Raw genomic sequence first — 3,762 nt, 5'->3', positions numbered from 1 at the left:
GAACACTGAACACTGAACACTGAACACTGAACACTGAACACTGAACACTGAACACGGGAGCTAGGTGGCATGAAGAAGGTCGAGGCGATCATCAAGCCGTTCAAGCTGGACGACGTGCGCGAGGCCCTGTCTGAGATGGGCGTCGCCGGGCTAACGGTAACCGAGGTCAAGGGCTTCGGCCGGCAGAAAGGGCATACCGAGCTCTACCGGGGCGCCGAGTACGTGGTGGACTTCCTCCCCAAGGTGAAGGTGGAAGTGGTACTCAGCGAGGACATGGTGGACCGGGCCATCGAGGTGATCATGGAGGCGGCGCGCAGCGGCAAGATCGGCGACGGCAAGATCTTCGTCACGCCGGTGGAGCGGACCGTGCGCATCCGCACTGGCGAAGAGGATGATCAGGCCATCTGACGGCCTCTACTTGTAGGTGACCAGGTCCTTGAGCTTGCGCCGCGGGGTGGGCTCGGGGATCTCGGCGGGATAACCCAGGGCCAGGATGGCGACCGGCCGCAGGTGGTCTGGGATCTCCAGGATCCCGGCGACGCGATCCTCGGGAAAACCGCCCACCCAGGCGGAGCCCAACTCGGCGGCCACGGCCGCCAGCTGGATGTAGGTGGCGGTGATGGTGGCATCCTGCAGGGCGAACAGATCCCGGCCACGCCCCCCGAAACGTTCGGCCGAGCGTGCCGGATCGGCGCATACTACGATATTGACCGGGGCCTCGGTAAGAAAGGCCTCCTCCGAGGCCTCTGCCAGCTTTCCGCGTAGACCGTCGTCGCGCACCACCACCAAGTGGTAGGCCTGGAGGTCGCCCGCCGACGGAGCCGCAAGCGCCATCTCCAGAACCCCGTGCAGGGCCTCCGGCTCGATGGCCACATCCGACTGGTAGCGGCGGACGCTGTGGCGGTGGCGGACGGTCTGGAAGAAGTCCCACATGGCGATTCCTCGGTGGCAGGGGTGGCCTAGCCTTCGGGGCCGACCACCGGGGCGTTCTCCACCGCCGAGCGGGCGGTGGCAAGCTCCGGACTGTCCGGATAATTGCGGGCCAGGATGACCAGCGTTTCCTGGGCGAGCTCATCCAGGCCCATGCGGGCGTAGCCCTCTGCCATCAGGCCCAGCGCCGGGGCGAAGGCCGAGGGGTCGCCGTGATCAGTAAGCACCCGGTGGCAGCGGTTGACCACGGCCACGTAGGCCTGACGGTCCATGTAATAACGGGCAACGTGGATCTGGTGCCGGGCCAGGACGCTGTCAGCCCGCCGCATGCGCCGCACGGCATCGCTAGCGTAGCCCGATTCCGGATGCTGCCGGATGAGCTGGCTGAAGGCCTCGATGGCCTTTTTTGCGTGCTTGGTGTCCCGATCCGGCTCGCCGATGTTGGCGTAGTGGGCGATGCCCTTGAGGTAACGGGCGTAATCCACATGCGGGTTGCGCGGATGCAGGCGGATGAAGCGGTCGGCGGCGTTAACCGCGGGCAGGGCGTCCCCTTTCAGGTAGTAAGTATAGGCCGTCATGAGCTGGGCCTGGAGCGCCTCCCGACTGTACGGGTACAGGGATTCAAGGCGCTGATAGGTCTCGATCGCCTGGCTATAGAGCTCGCTTTTACGGGCCTGGTCGGCCTTGTCCAGAATGGCCTCGGCGGAATCCCCCTCCGATACGCCCATGCTGGCGCAGCCGCTCAGGAGCGCGCCGGCGAGAAGGATTAGGATGACGCTGCGCAGCAGTCGGGCCATGGCCGTACTGTCCCTCCTAGTGAGGCGCCCGCCGCCTAGGCGGGGCGACCGCAAGAAACCCGCCAGTTTACGAGAATCCCCGATATGGAAAAAGTAGAAGCTGCACAGGCCCCTGCCACCCGGGCCGAGGCGCCCCATCGCATCCAGGTGGCCGATGCCTGGGCGGGCCAGCGGGTGGATCACGTCGTTACCCGCCTTTTCGGTGGCCATTCGCGCGCCGAGGTGCAGGACTGGATCGCCGCCGGCCGGGTGCTGCTGGATGGTGCGGTGCCGCCGGCCAAGACCCGCCTCAAAGAGGGCCAATGGCTGACTGTGGCGCCTCCGCGCCGCCTCAACCAGGCCCGGATCCAGGGCGGCTGGACAGCCGCCCCGGTGGCCGTCGAGGTGCTTCACGCCGACGACGACCTGATCGTGGTGGCCAAGGCCGCGGGCCAAGTGGTCCATCCCGCACCGGGTCATATGGACGATACCCTGGTCAACGGCCTACTCTACAGTTTCCCCGAGCTTGAGGGGATGGAGCGTGCCGGTATCGTCCACCGCCTTGATCGGGATACATCCGGGGTCATGGTGGTGGCGCGCACCCCCACGGCTTACGATGCCCTGGTGGCCCAGTTCAAGGCCCATTCGGTGGGGCGCTCCTATCTGGCCCTGGTCCATGGCGAGCTAACCAGCGGAAGCTCGGTCAGTGCCCCCATTGCCCGGCATCCCCGCCACCGCACCAAGTTCGCGGTGGTGGAGGGCGGCAAGCCGGCGGTCACCCACTACCGGGTTACCGGCCGGTATCGGGCCGCGACCCGCGTGGAGGCCCGGCTGGAGACGGGGCGAACTCATCAGGTACGGATCCACATGGCCCACATCGGCCATCCGGTGATCGGCGATCCGCTCTACGGCGGCAAGGGGCGCATTCCGCCCGGGCTCGACGAGGCCGGTCGCGACGTGGTCTGGGGGTTCCGGCGCCAGGCCCTACATGCCGGCCTTCTGACGGTTACCCACCCCCGCAGCGGTGAGCGCCTTCGCTGGGAGCAGCCGCCCCCGGACGATCTGGCCCGCCTTATGGCAACCCTTGAAGGAAATCCGCGATGAGGACCTCCGTGGCCGGGTTCGAGCCCCACTGGACCGGACCGCCCCCTGTTCGGCTGTTCATCACCACTCGGAGCGGCGGCCACAGCCACCCGCCCTTCGATGGCTTCAATCTGGCCGCTCATGTGGGGGACGACCCCGAGGCCTTGGCCCCCAACCGCGCCGATCTGCGGACCGGTCTGGGCCTGCCCGCCGAGCCGGGCTGGCTGGAGCAAGTCCACGGTAGCCGGGTTACCCGGATAGATCCCGACGGCCCGGCGGAAGCCGAGGCTGATGGGGGGGTGGTGACAGGCACCGGCGCCGTGGCGGCGGTACTGACGGCGGACTGCCTGCCGATTGTTCTGGCTCGCGCCGACGGCACCGGTGCAGGGGTGGCCCATGTGGGGTGGCGGGGTTTGGCCCAGGGGGTTGTGGAGGCGGCGGTCGCCGCCCTGACTAGCGAGCCAAGTGAGCTGCACGCTTTCCTGGGACCGGCCATCGGTCCCGAGGCGTTCACAGTGGGCAGCGAGGTGCGGGACGCCTTCACCACCTCCGCCTTCGAGGATCTGCTCGCCTTTCAGCCCGAGGACGCGGGCTGGCGGGCCAACCTCTATCTGCTGGCGGCCAATCGCCTCAAGCGCCTGGGCCTGGAGCCGGGGGGGATCTCCGGCGGCGGTTTCTGCACTTACAGCGACCCCGAGCGGTTCTTCAGCTATCGCCGAGACGGGGGCCGCACGGGGCGGATGGCCACGCTGGTGTGGCTCGAAGGGTAAAACAGTTTTCAGTTGGTAGTTTTCAGTAACGGCTAAAGGGACGGCGAGGCAGTACGGGACGATGTGGCCCGCATTCGACGGGCGTACCCTTTTCTGCCAACTGCCAACTGCCAACTGCCAACTGCCAACTGCCAACTGCCAACTGCCAACTGAACACTGAACACTGAACACTGAACACTGAACACTGAACACTGAACACTGAA

5 protein-coding genes are annotated in these 3,762 nt (G+C 66.8%); 3 read left to right on the top strand and 2 right to left on the bottom strand.

Annotated features, from left to right (window positions below):
- Nucleotides 1–69 precede the first annotated feature (69 nt).
- Entirely contained in the window at nucleotides 70–408 is a 339-nt protein-coding gene (locus tag V5A19_RS13980; RefSeq protein WP_332318812.1) for a P-II family nitrogen regulator, read from the top strand.
- 6 nt (nucleotides 409–414) lie between these two features.
- Here V5A19_RS13980 and V5A19_RS13975 read toward each other — a convergent pair whose 3' ends face one another.
- Together V5A19_RS13975 and V5A19_RS13970 are read right to left on the bottom strand one after the other, a co-directional pair.
- A complete protein-coding gene (locus V5A19_RS13975) occupies nucleotides 415–933 on the bottom strand; it encodes a nitroreductase family protein (protein WP_332318813.1) in 519 nt (172 codons plus the stop codon).
- 26 nt (nucleotides 934–959) lie between these two features.
- Nucleotides 960–1,727, bottom strand: a complete 768-nt coding sequence (locus V5A19_RS13970; protein ID WP_332318814.1) for an outer membrane protein assembly factor BamD — start codon at nucleotides 1,725–1,727, stop codon at nucleotides 960–962.
- Nucleotides 1,728–1,811: 84 nt separating this feature from the next.
- On the opposite strand from V5A19_RS13970, the gene V5A19_RS13965 reads away from it, so the two are divergent.
- Both V5A19_RS13965 and pgeF read left to right on the top strand, forming a co-directional pair.
- A complete protein-coding gene (locus tag V5A19_RS13965) occupies nucleotides 1,812–2,810 on the top strand; it encodes an RluA family pseudouridine synthase (RefSeq protein ID WP_332318815.1) in 999 nt (332 codons plus the stop codon).
- A complete protein-coding gene (gene pgeF, locus V5A19_RS13960) occupies nucleotides 2,807–3,559 on the top strand; it encodes a peptidoglycan editing factor PgeF (protein ID WP_332318816.1) in 753 nt (250 codons plus the stop codon). Before V5A19_RS13965 ends, pgeF begins: the two co-directional genes overlap by 4 nt.
- Nucleotides 3,560–3,762 lie beyond the last annotated feature (203 nt).

It is taken from the genome of Thiohalorhabdus sp., from assembly GCF_036628635.1.
Taxonomy (GTDB): domain Bacteria; phylum Pseudomonadota; class Gammaproteobacteria; order Thiohalorhabdales; family Thiohalorhabdaceae; genus Thiohalorhabdus.
Note: the sequence above shows the minus strand (reverse complement) of the source record. Positions and strands in the feature narration are given on the sequence as shown.